This is a genomic window from Subtercola boreus, from assembly GCF_003399645.1.
In the GTDB taxonomy this organism is placed as follows: domain Bacteria; phylum Actinomycetota; class Actinomycetes; order Actinomycetales; family Microbacteriaceae; genus Subtercola; species Subtercola boreus_A.
In genome coordinates, this window is the sequence record NZ_NBXD01000013.1 from 82,505 (window position 1) to 104,932 (window position 22,428).

Annotated in this window: 25 protein-coding genes; 21 read left to right on the top strand and 4 right to left on the bottom strand. The window is 66.9% G+C overall.

The features are described 5' to 3' along the window. Nucleotides 1-80 precede the first annotated feature (80 nt). The 11 genes from B7R24_RS05975 to dapF all read left to right on the top strand — a co-directional run bounded on the left by B7R24_RS05975 (nt 81) and on the right by dapF (nt 11,040). Entirely contained in the window at nt 81-596 is a 516-nt protein-coding gene (locus B7R24_RS05975; RefSeq protein WP_116422253.1) for a hypothetical protein, read from the top strand. A gap of 65 nt (nt 597-661) precedes the next feature. Further along, nucleotides 662-3,646 (top strand): FtsK/SpoIIIE family DNA translocase, encoded by a 2,985-nt coding sequence (locus tag B7R24_RS05980; RefSeq protein WP_116418063.1) that lies wholly within the window; start codon nt 662-664, stop codon nt 3,644-3,646. Nucleotides 3,647-3,650: 4 nt separating this feature from the next. Next, a complete protein-coding gene (gene pgsA, locus B7R24_RS05985) occupies nt 3,651-4,280 on the top strand; it encodes a CDP-diacylglycerol--glycerol-3-phosphate 3-phosphatidyltransferase (protein WP_116418064.1) in 630 nt (209 codons plus the stop codon). After that, nucleotides 4,277-4,789, top strand: coding sequence for a CinA family protein (locus B7R24_RS05990; RefSeq protein ID WP_253259294.1), 513 nt, complete (start codon nt 4,277-4,279; stop codon nt 4,787-4,789). The genes pgsA and B7R24_RS05990 overlap by 4 nt, the downstream gene beginning before the upstream one ends. A gap of 179 nt (nt 4,790-4,968) precedes the next feature. Beyond that, complete coding sequence (locus B7R24_RS05995; RefSeq protein ID WP_116282533.1) at nt 4,969-5,277, top strand: helix-turn-helix domain-containing protein; 309 nt, start codon at nt 4,969-4,971, stop codon at nt 5,275-5,277. Between the two features lie 3 nt (nt 5,278-5,280). Continuing rightward, nucleotides 5,281-5,502 carry a DUF3046 domain-containing protein gene (locus tag B7R24_RS06000; RefSeq protein ID WP_116418065.1) on the top strand — a complete coding sequence of 74 codons (222 nt, stop codon included), beginning with the start codon at nt 5,281-5,283 and terminating at the stop codon, nt 5,500-5,502. A 314-nt stretch (nt 5,503-5,816) separates the two neighbouring features. Further along, a complete protein-coding gene (gene recA / locus B7R24_RS06005) occupies nt 5,817-6,923 on the top strand; it encodes a recombinase RecA (protein ID WP_116418066.1) in 1,107 nt (368 codons plus the stop codon). A 2-nt stretch (nt 6,924-6,925) separates the two neighbouring features. Further along, a complete protein-coding gene (locus tag B7R24_RS06010; RefSeq protein WP_116418067.1) occupies nt 6,926-7,588 on the top strand; it encodes a regulatory protein RecX in 663 nt (220 codons plus the stop codon). Nucleotides 7,589-7,610: 22 nt separating this feature from the next. Continuing rightward, nucleotides 7,611-9,203, top strand: a complete 1,593-nt coding sequence (gene miaB, locus B7R24_RS06015; RefSeq protein WP_116418068.1) for a tRNA (N6-isopentenyl adenosine(37)-C2)-methylthiotransferase MiaB — start codon at nt 7,611-7,613, stop codon at nt 9,201-9,203. A 7-nt stretch (nt 9,204-9,210) separates the two neighbouring features. Further along, entirely contained in the window at nt 9,211-10,149 is a 939-nt protein-coding gene (gene miaA / locus B7R24_RS06020; RefSeq protein WP_116418069.1) for a tRNA (adenosine(37)-N6)-dimethylallyltransferase MiaA, read from the top strand. Between the two features lie 9 nt (nt 10,150-10,158). Then, complete coding sequence (dapF, locus tag B7R24_RS06025; protein WP_116418070.1) at nt 10,159-11,040, top strand: diaminopimelate epimerase; 882 nt, start codon at nt 10,159-10,161, stop codon at nt 11,038-11,040. Nucleotides 11,041-11,109: 69 nt separating this feature from the next. Here the strand turns inward: dapF and B7R24_RS06030 are convergent, their stop codons facing one another. Then, the gene (locus B7R24_RS06030) at nt 11,110-11,727 is read right to left on the bottom strand and encodes a class I SAM-dependent methyltransferase (RefSeq protein ID WP_116418071.1); all 618 of its coding nucleotides are present in this window, start codon (nt 11,725-11,727) and stop codon (nt 11,110-11,112) included. A 40-nt stretch (nt 11,728-11,767) separates the two neighbouring features. On the opposite strand from B7R24_RS06030, the gene hflX reads away from it, so the two are divergent. Beyond that, nucleotides 11,768-13,354 carry a GTPase HflX gene (gene hflX, locus B7R24_RS06035; protein ID WP_116418072.1) on the top strand — a complete coding sequence of 529 codons (1,587 nt, stop codon included), beginning with the start codon at nt 11,768-11,770 and terminating at the stop codon, nt 13,352-13,354. Between the two features lie 79 nt (nt 13,355-13,433). On the opposite strand, the gene lexA is transcribed toward hflX, so the two are convergent. After that, nucleotides 13,434-14,114 carry a transcriptional repressor LexA gene (gene lexA, locus B7R24_RS06040; protein ID WP_116418073.1) on the bottom strand — a complete coding sequence of 227 codons (681 nt, stop codon included), beginning with the start codon at nt 14,112-14,114 and terminating at the stop codon, nt 13,434-13,436. Nucleotides 14,115-14,401: 287 nt separating this feature from the next. Here lexA and B7R24_RS06045 point away from each other — a divergent pair, with 287 nt between their 5' ends. The 7 genes from B7R24_RS06045 to B7R24_RS06075 all read left to right on the top strand — a co-directional run bounded on the left by B7R24_RS06045 (nt 14,402) and on the right by B7R24_RS06075 (nt 19,338). Beyond that, a complete protein-coding gene (locus tag B7R24_RS06045; protein WP_116418074.1) occupies nt 14,402-14,761 on the top strand; it encodes a LysM peptidoglycan-binding domain-containing protein in 360 nt (119 codons plus the stop codon). 71 nt (nt 14,762-14,832) lie between these two features. Further along, nucleotides 14,833-15,978 (top strand): histidinol-phosphate transaminase, encoded by a 1,146-nt coding sequence (locus B7R24_RS06050; RefSeq protein ID WP_116418075.1) that lies wholly within the window; start codon nt 14,833-14,835, stop codon nt 15,976-15,978. 10 nt (nt 15,979-15,988) lie between these two features. Next, entirely contained in the window at nt 15,989-16,597 is a 609-nt protein-coding gene (gene hisB, locus B7R24_RS06055) for an imidazoleglycerol-phosphate dehydratase HisB (RefSeq protein ID WP_116418076.1), read from the top strand. Next, a complete protein-coding gene (gene hisH, locus B7R24_RS06060) occupies nt 16,594-17,226 on the top strand; it encodes an imidazole glycerol phosphate synthase subunit HisH (RefSeq protein WP_116418077.1) in 633 nt (210 codons plus the stop codon). The genes hisB and hisH overlap by 4 nt, the downstream gene beginning before the upstream one ends. Before the next feature lie 55 nt (nt 17,227-17,281). Next, on the top strand, nt 17,282-18,028 hold the full coding sequence (gene priA, locus B7R24_RS06065; RefSeq protein ID WP_116418078.1) for a bifunctional 1-(5-phosphoribosyl)-5-((5-phosphoribosylamino)methylideneamino)imidazole-4-carboxamide isomerase/phosphoribosylanthranilate isomerase PriA: 747 nt from the start codon (nt 17,282-17,284) through the stop codon (nt 18,026-18,028). Further along, nucleotides 18,025-18,903, top strand: a complete 879-nt coding sequence (locus B7R24_RS06070; RefSeq protein WP_116418079.1) for an SseB family protein — start codon at nt 18,025-18,027, stop codon at nt 18,901-18,903. Before priA ends, B7R24_RS06070 begins: the two co-directional genes overlap by 4 nt. 144 nt (nt 18,904-19,047) lie before the next feature. Continuing rightward, entirely contained in the window at nt 19,048-19,338 is a 291-nt protein-coding gene (locus B7R24_RS06075) for a hypothetical protein (protein WP_147303978.1), read from the top strand. 43 nt (nt 19,339-19,381) lie between these two features. Here B7R24_RS06075 and B7R24_RS06080 read toward each other — a convergent pair whose 3' ends face one another. Together B7R24_RS06080 and B7R24_RS06085 are read right to left on the bottom strand one after the other, a co-directional pair. Beyond that, nucleotides 19,382-20,875 (bottom strand): cryptochrome/photolyase family protein, encoded by a 1,494-nt coding sequence (locus tag B7R24_RS06080; protein ID WP_116418081.1) that lies wholly within the window; start codon nt 20,873-20,875, stop codon nt 19,382-19,384. A 5-nt stretch (nt 20,876-20,880) separates the two neighbouring features. Beyond that, complete coding sequence (locus B7R24_RS06085) at nt 20,881-21,222, bottom strand: DUF1844 domain-containing protein (protein WP_116418082.1); 342 nt, start codon at nt 21,220-21,222, stop codon at nt 20,881-20,883. Nucleotides 21,223-21,492: 270 nt separating this feature from the next. Between B7R24_RS06085 and infC the strand changes: the two genes are divergently transcribed. Both infC and rpmI read left to right on the top strand, forming a co-directional pair. Next, complete coding sequence (infC, locus tag B7R24_RS06090) at nt 21,493-22,152, top strand: translation initiation factor IF-3 (RefSeq protein ID WP_116418083.1); 660 nt, start codon at nt 21,493-21,495, stop codon at nt 22,150-22,152. Between the two features lie 48 nt (nt 22,153-22,200). Further along, nucleotides 22,201-22,395 carry a 50S ribosomal protein L35 gene (gene rpmI / locus B7R24_RS06095; RefSeq protein WP_116418084.1) on the top strand — a complete coding sequence of 65 codons (195 nt, stop codon included), beginning with the start codon at nt 22,201-22,203 and terminating at the stop codon, nt 22,393-22,395. The last annotated feature ends 33 nt before the right edge of the window (nt 22,396-22,428 follow it).

The following is a 22,428-nucleotide window of genomic DNA, read 5'->3' on the forward strand; positions in this document are numbered from 1 at the left end:
CCGGCAGCAATCTGGCCCGTTCGCGTAATGCGAGCGGGCCTTCGGCGTCTCTACGGGTACCACCCACCGAAAGGACTCCTATGTCGTCTGTCACCATTTCTTCTCCACCCGCTCGCCGCGCCTGTGGCCTCATGATCGCCGGTGCGGCATCCGTTGCGCTCGTTCTCGGCGGGGCGGGGGCGGCGCAAGCCGGGCCGGTGGCCCCGCCGGTGGTGGGGTACACCTACGCCGGCTTCGTCGTGCCGACCGCGGCGCAGAATGGGGGAGCGGCGTACGTTCCGGTGCAGGGGCTCGTGAGCGGTGCGGGCGCAACGTTCTCTCTGTCGAGCTACGGGACGCGGATGCTCTGCGGAGGCACGACGTTCTACCCGCTCGACCTGACGACCTACGGGGGAGGCTCGTTCTCCTTCTCGGGGCTGGTGCCGGTCAGCGAGAGCGGTCACACCTGCGTGGTGAACGTGTACTCGGCAGTGTCGAACCAGACCATCGACTTCCAGCCGGGCCAGGTGTCGTACGCGGGCGACCTGCTGCCGACGGCCGTCGTCAACATCTACTGCGAGATCGTGAACCACTCGAATCGCACCGGCGGCCTGTGAGCGAATGTCAGCCGGATGCGGTGCGCCGCCGGGGCTTTGCCGGCGGCCCCGACTAGCGTGATCGCATGGCTACGAGTACCAGAGCGAACTCCCGCGCGCGCGGCGCGGCGGGCGCCGGAGCGGGTAACGGCGGGCGCAAGGCGCCAGCAAAGGCACCCGTGAAGCCGGCCCAGACCGCGACGCAGAAGACCCTGAAGTACCCGGTCGAGCATGACGGCACCGGTATCTTCACCACGGTGTGGCTCGGCCTCGCGCACCTTGTCGGCGGCGCCGCGCGCGCGTTCGGGCACGAGAAGCTCGCGAAAGAGGAGCGCCGCGACGGGTTTCCGTTCCTGCTCTTCCTGCTCGCCGTCGCGGGCGCCGTCATCGAATGGTTCCTGGTCGCGAGTCCGGTGGCCAATCTGCTCGACGCCTACACCTTCGGCGGTCTGTTCGGCCGGGTCGCCTACGCTCTTCCGGTGGTGATGCTGCTTCTCGCCATCTGGCTGTTCCGGCATCCGAACTCCGTCAACGACAACGGGCGCATCGGAATCGGGCTGGGCATCCTGCTGCTCACCGTCTCGGGTCTCTGTCACATCTTCAGCGGGCAGCCGTCGCCCGCCGCGGGCATGGAGGCGCTCGCGACAGCGGGCGGCGTTCTCGGCTGGGTGATAGCGGCCCCCCTCGTGCTGGTGATCACGCCGGTCGGTGCCACGATCGTCGTCTGCGCTCTGCTGCTGCTCTCCCTGTTCATCATCACCAAGACCCCGCCGAACAAGATCGCCTCGCGTTCGCGCGAGCTCTACGCCTACCTCTTCGGCGCCGCCTTCGGTGAAGCCCCCGAGGCACGCGACCCCAAGGCGGTGGAGGCGGCGAAGGCGGCCAGGGCCGCGAAGCGCGGCGGCGCACAGACCGGCGACCTCGAACTCGACTTCGACCACGTGAACGACGAGTCGCTGCCCTGGTGGCGGCGCAACAAGAGCGGCCGCGAAGAAGACCCCGCCTTCGATTCTCCGATCATCCCCACCACGGCCGTGTCACCGACGAAGGCTGACCGAGGGCCGATCCACATCGAGGACCGCACCCCGCCGGCCGAGGTCATCGATCGCACGATCGATGAGAGCCGCGGGTTCGACGCCGCGCTGCTCGGCGACATGGAGGCAGCCGAGCAGGCTGTCAAGCGTTTCACGGGCGAGATCCTGCCCGGCTCGAAGTCGGCGACGGGCATCCGCGACGATGCCGCGATGGACGCCTCGTTCACCGGCGTGCTGTTCGGCGAGACGGCCGCTCCGTCGGCGGGCGCCCCCGCCACGAAGCCGATGTCGGCCGCTCCGTCGGCGACGGCTCCGGATGCCCTTCCGGGCCTGGCACCCGACGACACGTTCATCCCTCTCGCCGAGGTCAAGGAGCTCGAGGCGCTGAACTATTCGCTGCCGCCCGTCGGCAGCCTCGCCCTGGGGGAGCCCTCGAAGGCCCGCTCGCAGGCGAACGACGACATCGTGCACGCGCTCACCGACGTGCTCTCGCAATTCCAGGTCGACGCGAAGGTCACCGGGTTCTCCCGAGGCCCGACCGTCACGCGGTACGAGATCGAGCTCGGCCCGGGCGTCAAGGTCGAGCGCGTCACGGCGCTCAGCAAGAACCTCTCCTACGCGGTCGCGAGCAACGAGGTCCGCATCCTGTCACCGATCCCGGGGCGGAGCGCGATCGGCATCGAGATCCCGAACACCGACCGTGAGATCGTCGTGCTCGGCGACGTTCTGCGCTCGGCGAAGGCCACGAACGACACGCACCCGATGACGATCGGAGTCGGTAAAGACGTCGAGGGCAAGTTCATCATCGCGAACCTCGCGAAGATGCCCCACCTCCTCGTCGCCGGCTCGACCGGGTCGGGCAAGTCGAGCTTTGTGAACTCGATGGTCACGAGCATCCTGATGCGGGCCACGCCCGCCGAGGTGCGCATGGTGCTCATCGACCCGAAGCGTGTCGAGCTCACGGCGTACCAGGGTGTTCCGCACCTCATCACGCCCATCATCACGAACCCGAAGAAGGCCGCCGAAGCGCTGGCCTGGGTCGTGAAGGAGATGGACATGCGGTACGACGACCTCGAGAGCTTCGGGTTCCGTCACATCGACGACTTCAACAGGGCGGTCGTGAACAAGGAGCTCGTGCTGCCGGTCGGCAGCAGTCGCGTACTGAAGCCGTACCCCTACCTGCTCATCGTCGTCGACGAGCTCGCGGACCTCATGATGGTGGCCCCGAGGGATGTGGAAGACTCGATCGTTCGCATCACCCAGCTGGCACGGGCATCCGGAATCCACCTCGTTCTCGCCACCCAGCGCCCGAGCGTCGATGTGGTGACGGGCCTGATCAAGGCCAACGTGCCGTCGCGCCTCGCCTTCGCGGTGACCAGCGTCACCGACTCCCGCGTCATCCTCGACCAGCCCGGCGCCGACAAGCTCATCGGGCAGGGCGACGCGCTCTTCCTCCCGATGGGCGCGTCGAAGTCGATCCGCGTGCAGGGTGCGTGGGTGAGCGAGTCCGAGATCGCGAAGGTGGTCGAGCACGTCACCCGCCAGGCCCGCCCGGAGTACCGCAACGACGTCACGGTCGCTGCCGTCTCGAAGCAGATCGACTCCGACATCGGCGACGACCTCGAGGTCTTGTTGCAGGCCGCCGAGCTCATCGTCAACACCCAGTTCGGTTCGACGTCGATGCTTCAGCGCAAGCTCAAGGTCGGTTTCGCAAAGGCCGGCCGCCTGATGGACCTCCTCGAGTCCCGCGAGATCGTCGGCCCGTCGGAGGGCTCGAAGGCCCGCGACGTGCTGGTGACGGCCGAGCAACTCCCCGAAGTGCTGGCGATGCTGCGGGGAGCCGACGCCGCGTCTGTTCCGGGTCGCTCGCCGGCGGCGGCTCCGGATGTTGCGGCCACCCCCTCGGCGTCGGCCGAGTACGGGCGCGAACCCGACGAGATGTCGTACAGCGATCCTCTCGCGGAGCCCGGCCCCGGCTATCCTGAGGTGGAGGCCCCGTCTGACGACGACGCGTGGGGTCTCACCGGCAGAGAGTAGCAACATGAGCATTTCGCCCGACGCACCGGCGGCAGCCGCGCCCAGGTCCAGCAACTGGAACCTGCCGAACGGCATCACCATCGTGCGCATCATTCTCGCGCCGGTGTTCTTCTGGATGCTGCTCGCCGACAACGGTGCAGACGGTGTGGTTCGCTATCTGGCTGCCATACTCTTCATCCTCGCTATCGCGACCGACGGGGTCGATGGGCACCTCGCACGGAAGAACAACCAGGTCACCGACCTCGGCAAGATCCTCGATCCGATCGCCGACAAGGTTCTGACGGGTGCCGCACTGGTGGGGCTGTCGATCCTGGCCGAGCTGCCGTGGTGGGTCACGATCATCATCCTCATCCGCGAGGTGGGCATCACCGTGTTCCGCTTCGCGGTGCTGAGCCGCCGGGTCATCCCGGCCTCGCGCGGCGGCAAGCTGAAGACGCTGGCGCAGTCGATCGCGATCTCGCTGGCACTCCTGCCGCTCTGGGTGCCGTTCGGCGACGGGATGTTCGTGGTCAACACGATCTTCATGGCCATCGCCTTCGTGCTCACGGTGATCACCGGTCTCGACTACCTCTACCAGGACTACCGGTTGAACCGTGCCGCCAAGACCGGCTCGGCCGGGAGTGCCTCCGCGTGACGGATGACGGCGTCGACGTGACGGATGACGGCGTCGACCTCACCGCGCGGTTGATCGCCGACCTGACGCGCCTCGGTGAGACCGTTGCGGTTGCCGAGTCGTTGACCGGTGGCCTGCTCGTCGCTGAACTGATCCGCCCGGCGGGCGCCTCTGGTGTGGTCTACGGCGGGATCGTGGCGTACAACACTGCGATCAAGGCGTCGGTGCTCGGGGTCGACGGTGATCTGCTGCGAAAGTTCGGCCCCGTGCATCCGGAGGTCGCGGAACAGATGGCCGAGGGCGCACGCCACGTCCTGGCCGTTGACGGCTCACCGGCCTCGATGGGCATCGCCACAACGGGTGTCGCGGGCCCGGGCCCCCAGGACGGACACCCCGAGGGAATCGTCTTCATCGGTCTCTCCCGCGATGGGCGCACCCGCAGCGTGGCGTTGCACCTCAGCGGAGACCGGGGTCAGATCAGAGCCGCAGCGGTGAGTGAGGCCGTGCGCATTCTGAGAGCCCAGATCTGAGATGGTTGCGCGGGAATGACTCAGGTTTCGATCTCGTTACACCTGTTGTCATTAACGACGAAACACCAGTCTGGGTCGTTTAGAGTTTGTGGTACGCGATTCGGGTTTCGACCCACCTGATATCGGCAGCACCACGAATACACACCGTCAGCGGGCAGAGAACAGCTAAGGAGGCTCCGATGATTTTAGTTCGTCAGGAAATCGGCGACGTACTGCGGGACTTCCGTCTTCAGAAGGGTAGAACCCTTCGGCAGGTCGCCAGCAAGGCGAGCGTGGCGCTCGGGTACCTCAGCGAGGTCGAGCGTGGTCAGAAAGAAGCCTCCAGCGAGATTCTCGCCTCGGTCGCTGACGCCCTCGACACCCCCATCTCGGTGATCATGCGCGAGGTCGGTGACCGTCTGGCTGTCATCGAGGGCATCGACACCATCCCCGACACCGTTCCCGATGAGTTCGTGGCCGGCTTCGACGCGTCCCTGGCGGCCCGCTAAGCGGTGCGGGTCAGCGAATTCCGCCAGGCCGTCCTCGACGAGTTCGGTGCGGGTTACGGTCGTGTGGTGACAGGCGACCTCGTCTTGCACGAGTTCGACGGGCTCACGGCCGAGCAGGCGATCAGTGCCGGTGAAGACACCCGCGAGGTCTGGCTGGCGCTCTGCCGGGCCGCCGATGTGCCCCAGAGCCGGTGGTACGGCGTCGGGTTGCCTCAGCCCCGCTAGACGTATGTTCGAATACTGCGACACACCGACGGTGTCTGTCGAAGATGTGTTCGAATCCGTTAGTCTCCTTCACAGCAGACGTTTTCTCCCTGTTATCCACAGAATGGAAGCTGGCGCCCGACAGTGTCAGTGGCTCTCCATACCGTGGTGAGGGTAAGAAACGAAACGCGAATAAAGCCTTGTCGTCAGCTTGAGGTGTCGCCCGAGAGGGGCGTCGTCACTCCGGCGCGACAGCCTATAGGCGCACCGTACCGCGGCGCAGATCCGGGAGACATCCCGGGTTCGGCGAGCACCTGATTCAAGGAGACGTAACAATGCCCTCAGACGCCACTCGTGAAAAAGCTCTCGAGACAGCACTCGCCCAGATCGACCGCCAGTTCGGCAAAGGCTCTGTCATGCGCCTGGGCAGCGACGACCGCGCGCCCGTCGAGGTGATCCCCACCGGTTCGATCGCGCTCGACGTCGCCCTCGGCATCGGTGGCCTGCCCCGCGGCCGCATCGTCGAGATCTACGGCCCGGAGTCCTCGGGTAAGACCACGCTGACGCTGCACGCCATCGCGAACGCCCAGCGCGACGGTGGTATCGCCGCCTTCATCGACGCCGAACACGCCCTCGACCCCGAGTATGCCAAGAAGCTCGGCGTCGACATCGACGCCCTGCTGGTGTCGCAGCCCGACACCGGAGAGCAGGCGCTCGAAATCGCAGACATGCTCGTGCGCTCCGGGTCGATCGACCTGATCGTCATCGACTCCGTCGCGGCTCTCGTGCCGCGCGCCGAGATCGAGGGCGAGATGGGTGACTCCCACGTCGGGCTGCAGGCCCGCCTGATGTCGCAGGCCCTCCGCAAGCTCACCGGTGGCCTCAACCAGACCAACACCACCATGATCTTCATCAACCAGCTGCGCGAGAAGATCGGCGTCTTCTTCGGCAGCCCCGAGACCACGGCCGGCGGCAAGGCGTTGAAGTTCTATGCGTCGATCCGTCTCGACATCCGCCGCATCGAAACCCTCAAGGAGGGGACGGAGGCCGTCGGTAACCGCACCCGGGTGAAGGTCGTGAAGAACAAAATGGCCCCGCCATTCAAGCAGGCCGAGTTTGACATCATCTACGGCATCGGCATCTCCCGTGAGGGCAGCCTCATCGACTTCGGGGTCGAGCACGAGATCGTTCGCAAGTCCGGTGCCTGGTACACCTACGACGGCGAGCAGCTCGGCCAGGGCAAGGAGAACTCGCGTCGGTTCCTCAAAGAGAACCCCGACGTGGCGAACGAGATCGAGACCAAGATCAAGATCAAGCTCGGGCTGCTCGAAGACCCCAAGGCTCCCAAGGCGGTTGTCGCCGACGCCAAGGGTGCCGGTGCGACCGGTTCAGCGCCGGTGGAGGCGATTGCCCCCAAGATCGCCGCGCGCAAGGGAGCCTAGGCGTGACCGCCAGGGTTTCGTATCTCCCCGGCGCCTTTCCTCCGAAGGAGGAAGAGGTCGCGGCAGCATCGACTGTGCCCGAGACCGCGCCGCCGGTGTCGGAGCCCGCGCTGCCGACGGTCTGGTGGACGGACGACGACGACTCCGAAACCGAACTCGAAGAGGAGCCGATGAGCGAGGGCGAGCGCGCCGCGTTCCTCGAGAACATCGTCGTGAAGGCTCTGGCCCGCAAAGGTCTCTCCGAGTGGGAGGTCACGCGGCTCCTCTCGACGAACGGGGTGCAGCTGCACGAGCTCGAGCCGTTCCTCGAGCGGTATCGCGAGAACCGCTACATCGACGACTTCGAGCTCGCCCAGAACCTGGTGGAGTCGCTTCACCGTCGCACAGGGCTCGGCCGCTCGCAGATCAAGGCAGAGCTGTCGGCACGCCACATCCAGGCCGAGATCATCTCTGCGGCGATCGAGGCGCTCGACGACGATGACGAACTGCAGCGCGCTGTCGAGCTGGCCCAGAAGCGGGCGCCGTCGTTGGCCCGTCTCGACTCAGCGACAGCCGAGCGCCGGCTCACGTCGTTCCTCATGCGCAAGGGGTACCCGTCCGCCATCATCAGGGCGGCCGTCGCTGCGGCGCTCACGCCGCAGCCTCGCGGGGTTCGCTTCCGCTAGTCGAACGTAGACTGGGGTCACTATGAGCAGTGTGACTGAAGCCCCGACGATCATCCTGCCGTCGTCCGCGGCGACTGAAGATTCCGGGCGGGTGCGCACCTACGAGGTGCGCACCTACGGCTGCCAGATGAACGTGCACGACTCCGAACGACTGAGTGGTTCGCTTGAAGCGGCGGGTTACATTCGTGACGAGAGCGGCGAGGCTGACGTGGTGGTCATCAACACCTGCGCCGTGCGCGAGAACGCCGACAACAAGCTCTACGGCAACCTCGGCTACCTCGCCTCGGTCAAGAAGCGCCACGAGGGAATGCAGATCGCCGTGGGTGGCTGTCTTGCCCAGAAAGACAAGTCGACCATCCTCGCGAAAGCTCCCTGGGTCGACGTGGTCTTCGGCACGCACAACATGGGGGCGTTGCCGAGCCTGCTCGAGCGGGCGCGCCACAACGGCGAAGCGCAACTCGAGATCCTCGACGCACTCGAGACGTTCCCCTCGACACTTCCGACCAAACGAGACTCGAGCTACAGCGGCTGGGTCTCCATCTCGGTGGGCTGCAACAACACCTGCACGTTCTGCATCGTTCCCTCTCTCCGCGGCAAGGAGAAAGACCGCCGGCCCGGTGAGGTGCTGCGGGAGATCCAGTCCCTCGTCGACGATGGCGCCATCGAGGTCACCCTGCTCGGTCAGAACGTGAACTCCTACGGCGTCGAGTTCGGCGACCGGCAGGCGTTCGGCAAACTGCTGCGGGCGGCGGGTACGATTCCGGGCCTCGAGCGCATCCGCTTCACCAGCCCCCACCCGGCCGCGTTCACCGATGATGTCATCGATGCGATGGCCGAGACCCCGGCCGTCATGCCGCAGCTGCACATGCCGCTGCAGTCGGGTTCCGATCGCATCCTCAAAGCCATGAAGCGCTCCTATCGGTCGGAGAAGTTCTTGGGCATCCTCGACCGGGTGCGCGCCCAGATGCCGCACGCGGCGATCAGCACCGACATCATCGTGGGCTTCCCCGGCGAGACCGAGGAAGACTTCCAGGAGACGCTTCGTGTGGTCGAGCTGGCACGTTTCGCGACGGCCTTCACCTTCCAGTACTCGATCCGGCCGGGCACTCCCGCCGCCACAATGGCCGACCAGGTTCCGAAGCAGATCGTGCAGGAGCGGTACGAGCGTCTGATGGCGCTGCAGGACCGCATCAGCTGGGAGGAGAACCAGCGCGTCGTCGGCCGTCGTGTCGAGCTGCTGGTCGCCGCCGGTGAAGGTCGCAAAGACGCCGACACGAAACGTCTCAGCGGTCGTGCAGAGGACAGCCGGCTGGTGCATTTCGACGTGCCGGAGGGTTCGCCCATCCCGCGGCCCGGTGACATGGTCAGCGTCGAGGTGACGGGCGCCAAGCCGTACTATCTCATCGCCGACTCGCCCGACGGTGCGCCGCTCGCGGTGCGCCGTACCCGCGCCGGTGACGCGTGGGAACGTGACCAGGCCGACTCGTGTGCGGTTCCGGCGCACGCGGGCGAGGCCTCGGGCGACGCGACCGGAGGCGGTCGTGTCTCCCTCGGTCTGCCCACCATGCGGGTCTCGACGACTCCCATCTACGATCTTCTCGACGAACAGCGCTGAGCGGGCGGTGACCGGCTCACCCGATCTGGTCGCCGTCGTCGGAGCGACCGGCACCGGCAAGTCCGAGCTGTCGCTGGCCATCGCCGAGCAGAGTGCGGCGGCGGGCCGCCCGGTCGAGATCGTCAACGCCGACGCGATGCAGCTCTACCGCGGCATGGACATCGGCACGGCGAAGCTCTCGGTCGACGAACGGAGGGGCATTCCCCATCATCTCCTCGACGTGCTCGATGTGACCGCCGACGGTTCGGTGGCCGACTACCAGCGTGACGCGCGGGCCGCCGTCAACGACATCATCGCCCGCGGTGCCCTGCCCGTGTTGGTGGGGGGCTCGGGCCTCTACGTCTCGTCGGTGATCTACGATTTTCAGTTTCCGGTTCGGGATGAAGCGGTGCGCCGGTCGCTCGAGGCTGAACTCGAGCGGCAGGGGCTCCCCGTGTTGTTCGCCCGATTGGCTGACGCTGATGCCGGAGCCGCGGCATCCATCGGCCCCCACAACGCGCGGCGGATCATCCGAGCTCTCGAAGTGATCGAACTGACCGGCCGACCCGTGTCCGGCCAACTTCCCGAGGAACCGGTGTGGTGGCGCCCGACCTCGATCGTCGCGCTGCGACACCCGCGTGAACTGCTGGTCGGGCGGCTCGACCGCCGTGTCGAAGCGATGTGGCAGAACGGGCTGCTGGCGGAGGTCGAGGCGCTCCTCCCGCTGGGGATCGAGCGCGGCACGACCGCCCAGCGCGCCATCGGCTACGCGCAGGCGCTCGGCGAGCTGCGGGGCACCATGACCCAGACGGATGCCATCGCCGAGGCCCAGTCACTCACCCGGCGGTATGCGAGGCGGCAGGTGAGCTGGTTTCGGCGCTACCGCGAAGCGCGCTGGTTCGATGCCGACGATCCGGGGCTGGTGGCCGAGGTGGTCGCGCAGGTTCTGCCGAGCCCGAGCCCCTAGGCTTGGCGCATGGGCATCGATCTGCATTTCACCAAGGGCCAGGGCACGGGAAACGATTTTGTACTCTTCACCGATGCCGATGGTGAGATCGACCTCACGCCCACCCAGATCGCCTCGCTCTGCGACCGGCACTTCGGCATCGGTGCCGACGGGCTGATCAGGGCCGTGAAGTCGACGATGATCGCCGAGGGCGCGCGTTCGCTCGACGAGGATGCTGCCGCCGAGTGGTTCATGGACTACCACAATGCCGACGGGTCGCCGGCCGAGATGTGCGGCAACGGAATCCGGGTCTACGCGAAGTACCTGCTCGAGAACGGTCTGGCCGAACTCGAACAGGGTGACACCCTGGTCATCGGAACCCGGTCTGGCGTGGTCGATGTGCAGCGCAACCTCACCGGCTTCCAGGCCGACCTCGGCCGGTGGCGCCTCGATGGCGGGGAGCCGCTCGTTCGGGCCAAGAACCTGCAGGTCGCCCGCCCCGGGCTCGGCATCAACGTCGGGAACCCTCACGTGGTCGTGGCGCTGGCCGACGAGGCCGAGCTGGAGACGGCCGACCTCACGTTCATCCCGCATGTCGAGCCCGAGCCCGTGGAGGGCGCTAACGTCGAATTCGTCGTTCCGCTCGAGCCGCTCGTGCGCAATGGGGTCGGTCACATCCGCATGCGCGTGCACGAGCGGGGCAGCGGTGAGACGCTCTCCTGCGGCACAGGTGCCGTGGCTGCTGCCCTCGCCATCCGCTACTGGGCCGGAGCCGGTGCACCGAACCAGTGGCGCGTGGAGGTTCCCGGTGGTGCGGTGGGCGTTCGCATGTACGCCACCGAAGACGGCGAGCACGTGGCCCTGTCGGGGCCCGCCGAGCTGGTCTTCCAGGGCGACGTCACACTCGACTGAGGCGATGCGCGGCCCCGTGCGCCGGATGGCAGTGCATCCACAGCGCCGGTTGAACCGGCGACCGTGCCGTCACCCCTGAAGCCGTGCCCGCAGCACGCGGTATCCCTTGTCGGTCGCCTGGCGCGTCACCTCGAACTCCGGCGCCAGCGAGCTCTCGAGCCAGCGGTGCAGCGAGTCCGAACCGAGGTTGCGCTGAACGACCAGCCACGCATCTGAGCCGGGTTCGAGGCGGGGGAGCCAGCGCAGCAGCAGACCGTGCAGCTCATCTTTTCCGACCCGGATCGGCGGGTTCGACCAGATCGTCGCGAAACGCATCCCCTCGGGAACATCGTCGGGCAGTACCGCGTTGACGTTACCGAGGCCGAGATGGGCAGCGTTCGTCCTCACCAGATCGAGAGCCCGCTCGTTGACGTCAACGGCCCACACGGTGGCGTCGGGCGACAGCAGAGCGAGGGCGAGCGAGATCGGGCCCCACCCGCAGCCGACATCGAGCAGGTCCCCGCCGGAGGGCGGGGGAGGCGTCTTCGCCAGCAGAACCTGAGTTCCGGCGTCGACCTGGTTGGGGCTGAACACACCGCCGGCTGTCGTGGCGACGATGTCACGGCCGGCCAGGTTGACCGAGATCTCCTTCAACCGGAGTTCCGTCGCCGGGCGTGCAGAGAAGTAGTGCCCGCTGTCGGTAGCCATAGAGGGAATGTAGCAAACGAGAGGTCTATCCTTGAATCCAATGACTGAACACGATTCATCTTTCCCCGACGGGGTTCCTGCCGCCACTGAGCAGGCCGGTGACTCCCCAGAGGGCACCACGAACACAGTGACCCAGGATGCCGTGGGCCGCGTTCTCGCGCGTTCGGAGAGCCGGTCATCCGGTTACGCCCTGTTCACCCCCGGCAGCGCGCAGGCCCTGCAGCGCGGCACGGCAGATCGCCCTGACGCCGGCGATCACGACGGCGACCAGTTCGACCGCGCCGACCGGCAGGCGCTCCGCCGCGTGGCCGGGCTGTCGACCGAGCTCGAAGACGTCACTGAAGTCGAGTACCGGCAGCTGCGGCTCGAGAACGTGGTGCTGATCGGTGTCTACACCCAGGGCACGCTCGAAGACGCCGAGAATTCACTGCACGAGCTCGCCGCCCTCGCCGAGACAGCGGGTGCCGCGGTGCTCGACGGACTGCTGCAGCGGCGCGCGACGCCCGACCCCAGCACCTACTTCGGGAAGGGTAAGGCGGAGGAGCTCGCGGGAGTGGTCAAGGCGCTGGGCGCCGACACCGTCATCGCCGACAGCGAGCTCGCGCCCAGCCAGCGGCGTGCGCTCGAAGATGTGGTGAAGGTCAAGGTCATCGACCGCACGGCGGTCATCCTCGACATCTTCAGCCAGCACGCCAAAAGCCGCGAAGGCAAGGCGCAGGTCGAACTCGCCCAGCTCGAGTACCTGCTGCCGCGGCTCCGCGGCTGGGGTGACTCGATGTCGCGCCAGGCCGGTGGCCAGGTCGGTGGGGCGGGAGCCGGTATGGGGTCACGTGGGCCGGGTGAGACGAAGATCGAGCTCGACCGTCGCCGCATCCACACCCGCATGGCGAGGCTGCGTAAGCAGATCGCCGCAATGAAGCCCGCCCGTGAGGCCAAGCGAGCGAACCGCAAGCGCAACACGGTACCGTCTGTGGCTATCGCCGGCTACACGAACGCGGGCAAGTCATCTCTTCTGAACCGCATCACGGGTGCCGGGCTCCTCGTCGAGAACGCGCTCTTCGCGACCCTCGACGCGACCGTGCGCCGCACCCAGACGAACGACGGCCGGGAGTACACCTTCGTCGACACCGTCGGGTTCGTGCGCAGCCTGCCGACGCAGCTCGTCGAGGCGTTCCGGTCCACGCTCGAAGAGGTCGCCGACGCGGATGTCATCGTGCACGTCGTCGACGGATCGCACCCCGACCCCGCGAGCCAGCTCGCCACGGTGCGCGATGTCATCGGCGACGCCGGAGCCCGCGACATCCCCGAGCTCGTGGTCTTCAACAAGAGCGACCTCGTCTCGGAGAGCGACCGCATCGTGCTGCGCGGCCTCGAACCGCGCTCCGTCTTCGTGTCGGCGCGAACCGGAGAGGGCATCGACGAACTCCTGGCGATGCTCGACCGGATGCTCCCCACGCCGACGATCGAGGTCGACGTGCTCGTGCCCTACGACCGCGGCGATCTCGTCTCGCAGATGCACGAGCACAGCACGGTGCTGAGCACCCAGTACGAGGAGGGCGGCACCCATGTGCACGCCCTCGTGACCCCCGAGATCGAGTCGCAGCTGGCCGGGTTCAGCACCCGCTGAGCGAGCTTCGGATGCAACGACGAGAGGCGCCACACCCTGCCGGGTGCGGCGCCTCTCGTCATTGTGACGCGGTCGAGGACTACACCGAGCGGAGAACCGCGACGACCTTGCCGAGAACGGTCGCGTAGTCGCCGAGGATCGGCTCGAAGTTCGAGTTGCGGGGAAGCAGCCACGTGTGCCCGTCGCGCTGGCGGAACACTTTGACGGTCGCCTCGTCGTCGAGCATGGCCGCCACGATGTCACCGTTCTCGGCCGTCTGCTGCGTGCGCACGACGACCCAGTCGCCGTCACAGATGGCCGCGTCGATCATCGATTCGCCCACCACCTTCAGCATGAACAGTTCGCCCTTGCCGACGAGCTGGCGGGGGAGCGGGAAGATCTCCTCCACCTGCTGCTCGGCGGTGATCGGGATGCCCGCGGCGATGCGACCGACGAGCGGCACCAGGGCGACGTCGCCGTGCGGTGTCGGTGAGTCGATGTTCGCGCTGTCGCTCTTCGGGATGTCGATCAGCACCTCGAGGGCGCGGGGACGGTTCGGGTCTCGCCGCAGGTACCCGCTCAGTTCGAGCTGGTTGAGCTGGTGGGTGACGCTGGAGAGGGATGCGAGCCCCACCGCATCGCCGATCTCCCGCATGCTCGGCGGGTAGCCCTGGGTGGTCACGGCCTCGGAAATGACCTCGAGGATGGCCAGCTGCTTCTCGCTGAGCGACTTGCGTCGCCGTGTTCCGCCGCGTTCACTCGGCAGGCGTTCACTCGCCATCGGGCTCTCATCTCTCTTCGAAAACCCAGTGTCAGTGGTTGGTTGTTCACTGAGGGTGGGTGTTGGTTCCGGTGCGGTCAGACAATCGAAACTGTATCGAACACCCCCTGCATTGCAAACACATGTTCGAGTGTGTCGCGAAATCTGCGACAGATTCGGTCTTGTTTATTCGAACATTCGAAGATATATTCGGAACACAGGTTCGTATGCGCGGGCTCCCGGCCGAGTCTCGCATACGAATCCTGCGCCGAGGAGTCACCAGAGGCACAGAAATCCCGGAGGTCATCATGACTGCAGTACACCTGATCGGTACGCCACGCACCGAAGCACGCCGCCCGAGGCTCCACCTCACCCGCCGTGGCCGTGCCGTGGTCGGCGCGATCGCGTCGCTGCCACTGGCAGCGGCCCTCGTCGCGTTCGCGATCTTCGGCGGGTCTGCGGCCGTCGCAACGTCGAGCGCGCAGCAGGCCGACTTCAGCTACGTCACGGTGCACTCCGGTGAGAGCCTCTGGTCCATCGCTTCCGGGCTGAGCTCGTCGGCCGACACCCGCGACGTCATTGCCGACATCGTGAACCTCAACCAGCTTCCGACCTCCGAGGTTCAGCCCGGCCAGCGCCTGGCCATTCCGACCAAGTACGAGAAGTAGCCCGAAGAAGGGCTCCCGGTGCACGTGGCCCAGAGGAGTGGGTGAGAAGCTCGGCCGCTACAGTTGTTCGGGTGACTTCTCTCGCCGATCTGCCCATCCGTGACGACCTGAGGGGGCTGTCGCCGTACGGTGCTCCCGAGCTCAAGGTGAAGGTTGCCTTGAACGTGAACGAGAACACGCACCCGATCCCCGAAGACGTCGCCCGTTCCATCATCGAGGCGGTGGCTCTCGAGTTGCGCACCGTGAACCGCTACCCCGACCGCGAGTTCCTCCGGCTCCGCGACAGTCTGGCGGGCTACCTCAACCTGGCCCTGGTTGCCGAATCGGCTTCCGAGGGGCTGCCCGTGACCGAGTTCACGCGCGACAACATCTGGGCGGCGAACGGTTCGAACGAAATCCTGCAGCAGATCCTGCAGGCATTCGGCGGGCCCGGGCGTTCGGTCCTGGGCTTCCCGCCCACGTACTCGATGCACCCGATCATCGCCGCGGGCACCGGAACCCGGTGGATTCCCGGCGTTCGCGACGACGGCTTCGAAATCTCACCGGCCACCGCCGTCGAGTGGGTCGAACGCACCAACCCCGACCTGGTCTTCTTCTGCGCGCCGAACAACCCGACCGGCACACCGCTCTCGCTCGAGACGATCGCTTCGGCCTATGACGCCACCGACAAGATCGTGGTGGTCGACGAGGCCTACGCGGAGTTCGGCCCGGCGGGCGAACCCACTGCGCTCTCCCTGCTGGAGGGACGACCTCGCCTCATCGTCTCCCGCACCATGAGCAAGGCTTTCGCCTTCGCCGGCGCACGCCTCGGCTACCTCGCCGCCGACCCGGCCATCAGCGATGCGCTGAGACTGGTGCGCCTGCCCTACCACCTCTCTGCCCTGACCCAGGCCGCGGCGACGGCGGCCCTCGCTCACGCGCCCGAGATGCTCGCCATGGTCGACGACATCAAGAGCCAGCGCGACCGCATGGTGACCAGGCTCACCGCGTTGGGGTACCACCCCTACCCGAGCACCTCGAACTTCGTCCTGTTCGGCGGCGTGGCCGACCCGCACCGGTTGTTCGAGCAGCTGCTCGAGCGCGAGGTGATCATCCGTGACCTGGGCATTCCCGGCCACCTGCGGGTCAGCGCCGGAACCGAGGCCGAGACGACGGCGTTTCTCGACGCTCTCGAGCTCATCACCGGTGAGGGCTCGACGCTTCAGGCCCCCCGGTAGACTTTTCGGCATGTCGACCGAACCGAGAACCGCCCACCTGACGCGTGAGACCAGCGAATCGAGTATCGAACTCTCGCTGAACCTCGACGGCACCGGCGTATCGAGCATCGACACGAGCGTTCCGTTCTACGATCACCTGCTGACCGCCTTTGCCAAGCACTCGCTCACCGACCTCACGGTGAAGGCCACGGGCGACATCGACATCGATGTGCACCACACGGTCGAAGACGTGGGAATCGTGCTGGGCCAGGCCATCCGCCAGGCGCTGGGCGACAAGAGTGGAATCTCACGGTTCGGCGACGCGCTCGTTCCGCTCGATGAAGCGCTGGTGCAGGCCGTCGTCGACATCTCCGGCCGACCTTTCCTCGTGCACACCGGCGAGCCTGCCGGTTTCGAGTATCACCTCATCGGCGGGCACTTCACCGGGTCGATGGTGCGCCACGTCTTCGAGGCGATCACGTTCGCTGCCGGGCTCACGGTGCACGTCACCGTGCTTGGCGGCCGCGACCCGCACCACATCGCCGAGGCGGAGTTCAAAGCCTTCGCCCGGGCGTTCCGGTTCGCCAAGCAGCTCGACCCGGCGGTCTCCGGCATCCCGTCGACCAAGGGCGCGCTGTGACGGCGAAGAGCGTGGTCGTGCTCGACTACGGCAGCGGCAATGTGCACTCGGCGGTGAAGGCGCTCGAGAAGGTGGGGGCATCCGTCGAGCTCACCGCCGACCGCACCCGTGTCGGCGAGGCCGACGGTCTGCTGGTCCCCGGGGTCGGTGCCTTCAGTGCGGTCATCGAGGCCCTCGACCGGGTTCGGGGCGGTGACCTCATCGACAAACGGCTCGCCGGCGGGCGACCGGTGCTCGGCATCTGCGTGGGCATGCAGGTGCTCTTCGGTCGGGGCATCGAGCGAGGGGTCGATCGCGAGGGGCTCGGTGAGTGGCCGGGCACCGTCGACGAACTGCCGTCGGATGTTCTGCCGCACATGGGCTGGAACACCGTTCGACCGCCGGTGGCGTCGCGCCTCTTCGCGGGGCTGGCCGACGAGCGCTTCTACTTCGTGCACTCCAACGCGGCCCAGAAGTGGGAGCTCGAGGTACAACCACCCCTGCCCGCCGCGTCTGTCACCTGGGCGACTCACGGTGGCGATTTCATCGCGGCCGTCGAGAACGGGCCGCTCGCAGCCACCCAGTTCCACCCCGAGAAGTCGGGCGACGCCGGAATGCAGCTCCTCGAGAACTGGCTTGCCACCCTGTAGCCCGCGCCCGACAACCGCTGCCCGTCACCACTCCGAAAGACCCCGAGGAACCCGCATGACCGAAACCATCACCGCCCCCGCGCTCGAGCTGCTGCCCGCCGTCGACATCGCGGACGGCCAGGCGGTGCGCCTGACCCAGGGCCAGGCCGGCACCGAGACGAACCACGGTGACCCCGCCGACGCGGCCGCCGACTGGGTGGCGCAGGGCGCCGAGTGGATCCACCTCGTCGATCTCGACGCCGCCTTCGGGCGTGGCAGCAATGTCGACGTCATCCGCCGGGTGATCGCCGAGGCGAGGGGTATCAAGATCGAGCTCTCCGGGGGCATCCGCGACGACGCCTCTCTCGAGAACGCACTGGCGAGCGGTGCCACCCGAATCAACCTCGGAACGGCTGCCCTCGAGAACCCGGAGTGGGCGGCGAAGGCGATCGCCCGCCACGGAGACGCCATCGCGGTGGGCCTCGACGTTCGCGGGACGACGCTCGCTGCCCGCGGCTGGACCGAGGACGGCGGTGACCTCTGGGAGGTTCTCGCCCGCCTCGAAGACGCCGGGTGCGCCCGCTACGTCGTCACCGACGTCACGAAAGACGGCACCCTGAAGGGTCCGAACGTCGACCTGCTCAAGCAGGTGATGCAGCGTACCGACAAGCCCGTTGTCGCCTCCGGCGGCATCTCGAGCCTCGACGACCTCGTCGAGCTGCGCGCCCTGGTGCCCGCGGGCCTCGAGGGAGCCATCGTCGGCCGCGCCCTCTACGCCGGCGCCTTCACGCTCGTCGAGGCGCTGGCGGTCGCCTCCGAGTGACGGATGCCCGGAGACAACCGCCGCACGGGGGGCACGGCACCGACTCGGCCGGGCAGCCCTGGGCGGGCCGCACGTTCGACGCGCACCCAAGCGCCTTCGCCGCTGACGACGGAGCCGCTCCCGAGTTGCTCATCACGGCCCTTACTCGATTCCGCGAGCTCGCTGATGCCGTCCCGCACACATCGGCACCTCCTGCGAATGGCACCGCGCGCGCGGGCGGCGCGGCCGCAACCGCCGCCGCACTCCACGAGGCGCATGCTGCCGTCGTCGACGCCGTACGCGACGCCCGCCTCCTCGTTCCGCTGATCGCGCGCGCCGGCGAGACCGGCGTAGACGACCATGGCCGCACAGTCGACAAAACGCAAGAACTCTCGCTCGTCACCGTGCGTGCCCCCGACGGCCGCACCGCTCTGCCCGCCTTCACGTCCACCGAGGCGATGTCTCGCTGGAACCCGGATGCTCGTCCCATCCCGACTCCGGCCCGCCGTGTCGCGCTGGCGGCGGCCGGCGAGGGCACCGACCTCGTGGTGCTCGACCCCACCTCGCCGACCGAGTTCGCGATCCGCCGCCCCGCGCTCTGGGCGATCGCCGAGGCTCAACCGTGGATGACCGCGCTCGCCGACGAGGCCGTGCACGAGGCGTTCGCGGTGTCTGCGGGAGGGGAGCGGTCGATCTCTAGGCTGCAGTTATTCGGCGGGGACCCCCACGCCCGCCTAGCCGGAACTGAGGTCGTGGTTGTGCTCACCCTCGCGTCCGGCCTCGACCGCGTCGCTCTCGACGCGCTGGTCGGTCGTCTCCAGCAACGCTGGGCCGAGAGCGACGTGATCGGCCGCGCCGTCGATTCGATCTCGGTGAGGCTTGTCGCAGGCGCGTAGGCGGAGACTGTAAAGTGAGAATAGGTCGGTTTGACCTATTGTTGACGGATGGCCGACTCATCAAGTAACAGGGTTCTCGCAGCCTCGTCACGGTTCGAGGTCGTTTCCGAGAGCCAGACGGCGTGGCTGCACGGGACTGACGGAATGACGCGATGGATCGCCTTGTTCGACGACGAACCGTCTGCTGCGGTCATCGATTCTGACGAGCGCTGGTGTGCCGTGGCTGGTGTGGGGCTGATCGTCTACTTTCTGAGCGATCCTTTCGCCACCTATGCGCCGCACCAACTCTCTGAGCAATGGACCGAGGTCGGTCTCGGCGCGTGGCGAATTGACTCACTGCGGCAGATTGCGCCGAGCCGACTCGAGGTGCTCTCGTCGGGTTCACGCCGATGGGTCACGATAACGTCGGATAGCCGTTTGGTCGTCAGCGGATGAGGGCAGCGGCGAGTGCTTCGGCGCCCAGCCTCCGGGCCGCGCGCTAGAGGCCCTCGCGCTCGCGCTCCTGCGCCACCACGGCCCCACGGTCCGAGAGGCGGCGGAGGCCCGCCATCGGCTGCTTCATGCGGAAGTTCGATGCCAGCACCGGCTCGGTGCGGTCGAGGAACGCCCAGTATCCGGCGGTGAAGGGGCAGGCATCCGGCCCCAACCGCACCTTGGGGTTGTAGCGGCATCCGCCGCAGTAGTCGGTCATCGTGTTGATGTAGGCGCCGCCCGACGAGTACGGCTTCGTTGCCACGATGCCCCCGTCGGCGTGCTGCGACATACCGATCACGTTCGCTGGCATCACCCACGGTGTGCCGTCGACGAACATGTCGATGAACCAGTTGTTGAGCGCCACCGGGTCGTAGCCGCGCTGTAGCGCCCAGTTGCCGATGATCATCAGCCGCTGGATGTGGTGCGCCCAGCCGTGGTTCTTCACCCCGTCGATGCTGTGACTGAGGCAGTTGGCCGAGATCGCGGCCGAGTCGAGGGTGCGGAACTCGTCGGGCAGGGGAGCGGTCGCCCCGAGTGCGTTGTGCGAATCGGTGTACTCCTCGCCGAGGTGCCAGTAGAGGTGCCACACGTAGTCGCGCCAGCCCATGACCTGTCGAACGAACCCTTCGACCGACGAGAGCGGCGCACGCCCGGCGTCGTACTCCGCCTCGACTCGCGACACCACCTCCAGGGGGTCGAGCAGTCCGAGATTCAGGGGAGCGCTCAGCAGCGAGTGAGCCATGGTCCAGTCGCCGGTCAGGGTCGCATCCTCGAAGGGTCCGAAATCGTTCAAGCGGGTCTCGATGAAGCTGTCGAGGGCGAGGTTCGCTTCACGTTCGGTCACCGCGAAGCGCCGGGGAGCATCCTGACCCACCAGCTCGACGAGACCGTCGGCCTGCCAGCGGTCGAGATCCTGCCGCACCGACGCGTCGATCTCATCCTCTTCAGGCCACCAGGGGTCGGGCAGACCCAGCGACACGGCACCCTTCGGCGGTGACTGGCGGTTGTCGATGTCGTAGTTCCACTGCCCTCCGGCCGGGGTCTCACCCTGCATCAGGATGCCCGTACGCTGCCTGACCGTGCGATAGAAGTCCTCCAGCAGCAGCCTCTTGCCGCCCCGGCTGGCCGCCCAGAGCGCGAAGTCGGCCTCGCTCGTCACGAACCCGCGACTCGGCAGGATGCGCGCACCGATTCGTCTGACGTACCGCCTGGCGCGGTAGGAGGTCGGATCGATCACCTCGAGGTCGGTGCGACCCTCAACGACGTCGCTGTACTTCTCGACCTGGTGGAATTCGACGCGGTCGCCGAGTTCGGCTGCGCGGTGACGGATGCCCGACAGGTACAGGTGCGCCTTCGCCCGGTGCATCGGCCGCCGCCCGAAGACCGAGCGTGCCTCGATGAGCAGCATTCGGCCGCCGTCGTCGAACGGTGAACCGAGCTGGCCGCCGAAGATCCAGCGCACCCGGTCGTCGTCAGCGCGGGATGGGCCTGGGGTCATATCCCCTAGTTAACGGGTCCGGTCAGCTTCTCGCCAGGCCCTTGACCGATGGGGTCGGGGAACGGTGAGGCTTCACGGAAGGCGAGCTGCAGCGAACGCAGCCCGTCGCGGAGGCTCCGCGCGTGCATGTCACCGATCTCGGGGGCCCCGGCGGTGACCAGACCCGCGAGGGCGGTGATGAGCTTGCGGGCCTCATCGAGGTCGAGCTGGGTGCCGGGGTCGTCGGCGAGGCCGACCTTGACGGCTGCGGCACTCATCAGGTGCACGGCTGTGGTGGTGATGACCTCCACTGCCTGTACATCGGCGATATCGCGCGCTTCGTCACTCATGTGCATCCGTTCTTCCATGGGGCCGGAGTCTCTGCTAGACTTCTACGCGGCTCTGACACCGAGAGGTGCCAGATCGAAAGTGGAGAATCTCCCACCCGCATGACCACTCAATAGGTTATCGGGTTGATTGCACTCCGCCGGCGTCGTCACCGACGCAGGTAGACAGGGTGCGGTGCGTTTGTAACAGGTGTGTCTTTTTCCTGTTTTGCGTGGTGACGTTCAGTTTCGCGTGCCCTCGGCTCATGCCGTAGGCCCGGCCGACACCCACGCAGACCCAAGGAGCAACGCATCAGCGATCCCCGTACAAACGACCGTATACGAGTACCCGAGGTTCGCCTCGTGGGTCCGGCCGGTGAGCAGGTTGGCGTCGTCAGTATCGACGTGGCCCTCAGACTCGCGCAAGAGGCAGACCTTGACCTGGTCGAGGTGGCCCCGAACTCCAAGCCGCCCGTCGCCAAGATCATGGACTACGGAAAGTTCAAGTACGAAGCGGCGCAGAAGGCGAAAGAGGCCCGGCGCAACCAGGCGAACACGATCCTCAAAGAGGTTCGGTTCCGCCTGAAGATCGATGTGCACGACTACGAGACGAAGCGCAAGCGCGCCGAGGGCTTCCTCAAGGCCGGTGACAAGGTGAAAGCGATGATCCTGTTCCGTGGCCGCGAGCAGTCCCGCCCCGACCAGGGCGTGCGCCTCCTGCAGAGATTTGCCGAAGACGTTTCGGAGTTCGGCTCCGTCGAATCGAGCCCGACCATCGACGGTCGCAACATGGTCATGGTGATCGGTCCCCTGAAGAACAAGTCAGAGGCCAAAGCCGAAGCCAATGCACAACGAGCAGCAGCGAAGCCGCCGCGTGAGGCCCCTGCGGCACCAGAACCCGCCGCAGCAGAATCCGCCGTGGCTGCTCCCGCCGCAGAGCCCGCCGCAGCTGCCCCCGCAGCAGCCGAATAGCCTTCCACTCAACACAGACTTTCTACGCAACCCACGAGGAGACAAAAAATGCCCAAGCAGAAGACCCATTCCGGGGCCAAGAAGCGCTTCAAGGTCACCGGCAGCGGCAAGATCATGAAGCAGCAGGCCGGCATGCGCCACAACCTGGAAGTGAAGTCGGGCCAGCGCAAGCGCCGCCTGAACACCGACCAGGTTCTTGCCCCGCAGGATGCCAAGGTCATCAAGAAGCTCCTCGGCCTCTAGACCACGACGACGACGAAAAAGGACAGATAGATA

Bases quoted from the DNA above. Each gene is read 5' to 3' on its own strand.
- rpmI (WP_116418084.1), top strand. From the start codon at position 22,201: ATGCCCAAGCAGAAGACCCATTCCGGGGCCAAGAAGCGCTTCAAGGTC.
- hflX (WP_116418072.1), top strand. From the start codon at position 11,768: ATGACTGAACACGATTCATCTTTCCCCGACGGGGTTCCTGCCGCCACT.
- lexA (WP_116418073.1), bottom strand. From the start codon at position 14,114: ATGGCGAGTGAACGCCTGCCGAGTGAACGCGGCGGAACACGGCGACGC.
- dapF (WP_116418070.1), top strand. From the start codon at position 10,159: ATGGGCATCGATCTGCATTTCACCAAGGGCCAGGGCACGGGAAACGAT.
- recA (WP_116418066.1), top strand. From the start codon at position 5,817: ATGCCCTCAGACGCCACTCGTGAAAAAGCTCTCGAGACAGCACTCGCC.
- priA (WP_116418078.1), top strand. From the start codon at position 17,282: ATGACCGAAACCATCACCGCCCCCGCGCTCGAGCTGCTGCCCGCCGTC.
- B7R24_RS06030 (WP_116418071.1), bottom strand. From the start codon at position 11,727: ATGGCTACCGACAGCGGGCACTACTTCTCTGCACGCCCGGCGACGGAA.
- B7R24_RS06045 (WP_116418074.1), top strand. From the start codon at position 14,402: ATGACTGCAGTACACCTGATCGGTACGCCACGCACCGAAGCACGCCGC.
- B7R24_RS05975 (WP_116422253.1), top strand. From the start codon at position 81: ATGTCGTCTGTCACCATTTCTTCTCCACCCGCTCGCCGCGCCTGTGGC.
- hisB (WP_116418076.1), top strand. From the start codon at position 15,989: ATGTCGACCGAACCGAGAACCGCCCACCTGACGCGTGAGACCAGCGAA.
- B7R24_RS06080 (WP_116418081.1), bottom strand. From the start codon at position 20,875: ATGACCCCAGGCCCATCCCGCGCTGACGACGACCGGGTGCGCTGGATC.
- B7R24_RS06085 (WP_116418082.1), bottom strand. From the start codon at position 21,222: ATGGAAGAACGGATGCACATGAGTGACGAAGCGCGCGATATCGCCGAT.
- pgsA (WP_116418064.1), top strand. From the start codon at position 3,651: ATGAGCATTTCGCCCGACGCACCGGCGGCAGCCGCGCCCAGGTCCAGC.
- miaB (WP_116418068.1), top strand. From the start codon at position 7,611: ATGAGCAGTGTGACTGAAGCCCCGACGATCATCCTGCCGTCGTCCGCG.
- B7R24_RS06075 (WP_147303978.1), top strand. From the start codon at position 19,048: ATGACGCGATGGATCGCCTTGTTCGACGACGAACCGTCTGCTGCGGTC.
- B7R24_RS05980 (WP_116418063.1), top strand. From the start codon at position 662: ATGGCTACGAGTACCAGAGCGAACTCCCGCGCGCGCGGCGCGGCGGGC.
- B7R24_RS05995 (WP_116282533.1), top strand. From the start codon at position 4,969: ATGATTTTAGTTCGTCAGGAAATCGGCGACGTACTGCGGGACTTCCGT.